The organism is Hamadaea sp. NPDC051192, from assembly GCF_040682475.1.
In the GTDB taxonomy this organism is placed as follows: domain Bacteria; phylum Actinomycetota; class Actinomycetes; order Mycobacteriales; family Micromonosporaceae; genus Hamadaea; species Hamadaea flava.
Genome location: NZ_JBFBAZ010000268.1, coordinates 1 through 4,019, shown reverse-complemented (window position 1 = coordinate 4,019; position 4,019 = coordinate 1). Strand labels below are relative to the sequence as shown.

Genomic DNA, 4,019 nt, shown 5'->3' with positions numbered 1-4,019 from the left:
GCAGAGCTACATGATCGCGGTGGAGCTGCTGGCGCAGACGTCGCTGCGATCGATCATCGGCAAGAGCGAGCTGGACGACCTGCTGTCCAACCGGGTCGGGTGACCGTGGTCGATCCGAGCCCGGACGCGCTGGCCGCGGCGATCCGCCGGGCGGCCGACGCCAACCTCAGCTCCCGGCTCACCGCCATCCAGGGCGACGCGGACGGGCTGGCCGACCTGATCGAGCCCGGCTCGGCGGACCTGGTGCTCTGCCACGCCGTGCTGGAGGTCGTCGACGATCCGGCGCGGGTCGCCGCCGCGCTCGCGACCACGTTGCGGCCCGGCGGCGCGGCCAGCGTCGTGGTCGCCAACCGGGCGGCCGCCGTGCTGGCCAAGGCCATGTCCGGGCGGATCGCCGAGGCCGAGTCGCTCCTCGCGCCGGGCGCGCTCGACGGCATCCGCCGCCGCTACGACGCCGAGGAGATCGCCGCGGTGCTGTCCGGCGCCGGGCTGGCCGTCGAGCAGATCCATGGGGTACGCGTCCTCGCCGACCTCGTCTCCGGTCCCATCGCCGACGCCGATCCCGAGGCTCTCGTGCAGTTCGAGCTGGCCGCCGCGGCCCGTTCGCCGTACCGGGACATCGCGACGCAGTTGCACGTCCTGGCGCGGGCATGAGCTTTCCGACCTTCGCCGAGGCAGGCGCCGGCGATGCCTACCTGTTCGACGAGATCGCGCCCGACTACGCCGGGGGCTGGCTGGGCGACGTCCTCCCCGGCGCGCTGACGGCGTTGGGCGTACCGGGGCTGGGCGACCCGCTCGGCCTCGCCGGGCGGCTGGCCGGCGTACGCCAGGTCGTGGTGCTGCTGCTCGACGGGCTGGGCTGGCATCAGCTCGCCCTCGGCCGGGAGCAGGCGCCCGCGCTGGCCGCGCTCACCGCCACCGGGCGGCCGATCACCTGCGGCTTCCCGTCGACCACGCCGACCAGCCTGATCAGTCTCGGTACCGGGGCGAAGTCGGGCGAGCACGGCGTACTGGCGTTCACGACGATCGTGCCGGACTCCGACGAGGTCCTCGTCCACATCGCCTGGCGGGACGACCCGGACCCGCTCGTCTGGCAGCCGGTCACGCCGCTGCTCGATCGCGTACGCGCCGGCGGAATGACGACCGCGGTGGTCAACAACCCGGTCTTCGAGGCGACCGGGCTGACCCGGCGCAGTACCGGCAACCTCGGCTACGTCGGCGCGACCGGTGCGGACGAGATGGTCGCGGGCGTCGCCGGCGCGCTGCGCTCCGGAGCCCGCTGCGTGTACGCGTACCTGCCCAACGTGGACAAGGCGGCGCACGAACACGGCGCGGGTTCGCCGGAGTGGCAGCTGGCCATGTCGGATGTGGACAAAGCGGTGGCCCGGCTGCAGGAGGAACTGCCGCCGGACAGCGCCCTGGTCATCACCGCCGACCACGGTCATCTCATCTCGCCGTGGGATCGCCGGATCGACCTGGACTCCGTACCCGAGTTGTCGGCCGGGCTCCGGGCGGTCGCGGGCGAACCCCGCGTCCGGTACCTGCACACCGAACCCGGTGCGCTGCCGGACGTCCTCGCCGCCTGGCGGGACCTCGCCGGCCATGCTGCCTGGATCGGCGTACGCGAGGAGGCCGTCGCGACCGGCTGGTACGGCCCGATACCCCCGGCACACGCGGAGCGGCTCGGCGACATCGTGGTGGTCTGCCGGGAGGACTGGTCGATCCAGGCCAGCGCGCACGAACCGGCCAGCATCCTCCAACTCGTCGGGCTGCATGGAGCGCGGACGCGGGCCGAGATGGAGATTCCGCTGCTCGTCCACTCGACCCTGTAGCGCCGATCCCCTGCATGGCTGACAGCGGTGTCGGACCGGCGCCGTTTGTCGACCTGACGCGTCGGCGCCTGACAGCGGGTGTCAGACCCGGGCGCTAACCTGCGGACATGGGGCGAGAGCGCGGGCGCGAGGAACGGGACTTCGGCCCCGGCGGCGACGACACCGGCTGCTCCATCCTGCACGTCGACATGGACGCGTTCTTCGCCTCAGTGGAGGTGCGGCGGCATCCGGAGTTGCGGGGCAAGCCGGTCGTCGTCGGCGGCACCGGCGGCCGGGGTGTCGTCTCCTCGGCGAGCTACGAGGCTCGGGCTTTCGGCGTACGCAGCGCCATGCCGACCAGCCGGGCGCGGGCGCTCTGCCCGCAGGCGATCTTCATCCAGCCCGACTCCGGGGCGTACGGGGAGGCCTCCCGAGCGGTGATGGCGATCCTGCGTGACGTGACGCCGTTGGTCGAGCAGTTGAGCGTGGACGAGGCGTTCCTCGACGTGGCCGGGGCGCGGCGGCTGCTCGGGCCGCCCGCGCAGATCGCGATCGATCTCCGCGCCCGGGTCGCGCGCGAGTTGCAGCTGCCCTGCTCGGTCGGGATCGCGCCGACGAAGTTCCTGGCCAAGCTCGGCTCGGCCCGCGCCAAGCCGGACGGCCTGCTGCTCATTCCCCGCGCCCGGGTGCTGGAGTTCCTGCATCCGCTGCCGGTCTCGACCCTCTGGGGCGTCGGCGAGCGGTCGGCCGAGCAGTTGCATCGGGTCGGCCTGCGGACGGTCGGCGACGTGGCGCAGGCCCCGATGGGTCTGCTGCGCTCGGCTGTCGGCGACGCGGCCGCCGCCCACCTGCACGAACTCGCGTCGGGCCGGGACCCGCGCCCGGTCACCACCGGCCGGGAGGAGAAGTCGGTCGGTTCGGAGACCACCTACGACATCGACGTGTCCGACCACGAGCGGATCAAGCAGACGATGCTGGCGTTGTCCGGACAGGTCGGCGCGCGCCTGCGGGCCGCCGGCCAAAGCGGACGCACGATCGCGATCAAAGTCCGTTTCGCCGACTTCAAGACGATCAACCGGTCCCGGACCCTGCCGGTCGCCACCGACGTCTCCCAAGAGATCTTCCAGACGGCGTGGACGTTGTTCCGAGCACTCGGGTCGACCGACCGCATCCGGCTCATCGGCGTCCGCGTCGAAGGCCTGGCCGGAGCCGAAGGCGCAGCTAGGCAGCTTGCCCTCGGCGAGCCCGAACGCGGCTGGCGGGAAGCGGAACGTGCCGTCGACGCGGCGGCGAGCCGGTTCGGCCGGGCCGCTGTGAAGCCCGCCAGCCTGCTGAAAGCAGGGGACCGCCGGAGGCAGTCGGACAAACGCGCCGAGCCGGACCGACTCGACCCGCTTTCCGACGGCTTCACCGCCTCGTAGACTTGGGGTACAGCGGCCACCTGGCTGCTGGGAGTCCGTCGACCCCCGCTCGTCGCCTCCGGAGGTGGGAACATCCCACCAACCGGCGCCGGTGTGAGTCGACCCGGGGATCACCGGGGAGGAGTGCCGTGCCGCTCTCCGAGCACGAGCAGCGTCTGTTCGAACAAATCGAACGCTCGCTGGCCGAGGACCCGAAGTTCGCCTCGGCGGTGCGCAGCACCGACCCGCGTTTCCACGCGCGTCGGCGCATGATCATCGCAGGCCTGGTGGTCGCCGCCGGGCTGGCCCTCGTCGTCTGGGGTGCGATCGACGGCAACACCCTGATCGGCGTGGCCGGCTTCGTGGTGATGCTCGCCGCGGCCGCCTTCGCCATCCAATCCCAACGCCGTGCGCACAACCGAGAGCTGCGTGCGGTCGACGGCACCGCCGCCCGACGCGTACGCAGCGGTGGCGGTCGCTCCTCCGGCGGCCTGTTCGGCCGCCTCGAGCAGCGCTGGCGGGATCGGCCCGAAGGCCGCTTCTAGCCCTGTCGCTGCACCGCGTGTGGCCCTCGTCCGGCGGGACGAGGGCTTTCGCGTACCCGCCGGCCCTGGCTGCGCCGGTCGTCCGTCGCGCCCACCGGCCCTCGCTGCGTGTGCTGTCCGTCGCGCCCGCCACCCGCGCTGCGTCCGCCGGCCGCCGCCCGCCACCCGCGCTGCGTCCGCCACCCGCGCTGCGTCCGCCGGCCGCCGCCCGCCACCCGCGCTGCGTCCGCCACCCGCGCTGCGTCCGCCACCCGCGCTGCGTC

At 73.3% G+C, this 4,019-nt stretch carries 4 protein-coding genes and 1 pseudogene; 4 read left to right on the top strand and 1 reads right to left on the bottom strand.

The features are described from left to right. The 4 genes from AB0M47_RS42310 to AB0M47_RS42295 form a co-directional block, all read left to right on the top strand. Nucleotides 1-654 (top strand): methyltransferase domain-containing protein (locus tag AB0M47_RS42310; RefSeq protein WP_363424587.1); only part of this gene is annotated, 654 nt, incomplete at its 5' end. Beyond that, nucleotides 651-1,832 (top strand): nucleotide pyrophosphatase/phosphodiesterase family protein, encoded by a 1,182-nt coding sequence (locus tag AB0M47_RS42305; protein WP_363424586.1) that lies wholly within the window; start codon nt 651-653, stop codon nt 1,830-1,832. The genes AB0M47_RS42310 and AB0M47_RS42305, both read left to right, overlap by 4 nt. Nucleotides 1,833-1,939: 107 nt before the next feature. Continuing rightward, nucleotides 1,940-3,232: a DNA polymerase IV gene (locus AB0M47_RS42300; protein ID WP_363424583.1), complete on the top strand. Its 1,293-nt coding sequence runs from the start codon at nt 1,940-1,942 to the stop codon at nt 3,230-3,232. A 128-nt stretch (nt 3,233-3,360) separates the two neighbouring features. Beyond that, nucleotides 3,361-3,756, top strand: coding sequence for a DUF3040 domain-containing protein (locus AB0M47_RS42295; RefSeq protein ID WP_363424581.1), 396 nt, complete (start codon nt 3,361-3,363; stop codon nt 3,754-3,756). On the opposite strand, the pseudogene AB0M47_RS42290 reads toward AB0M47_RS42295, so the two are convergent. Further along, nucleotides 3,753-4,019: pseudogene (locus tag AB0M47_RS42290) on the bottom strand (hypothetical protein); the annotation flags it as partial. The gene AB0M47_RS42295 and the pseudogene AB0M47_RS42290 sit on opposite strands and share 4 nt — an antisense overlap.

Coding starts and splice junctions, on each gene's coding strand:
- AB0M47_RS42305 (WP_363424586.1), top strand. CDS start 651: ATGAGCTTTCCGACCTTCGCCGAGGCAGGCGCCGGCGATGCCTACCTG.
- AB0M47_RS42300 (WP_363424583.1), top strand. CDS start 1,940: ATGGGGCGAGAGCGCGGGCGCGAGGAACGGGACTTCGGCCCCGGCGGC.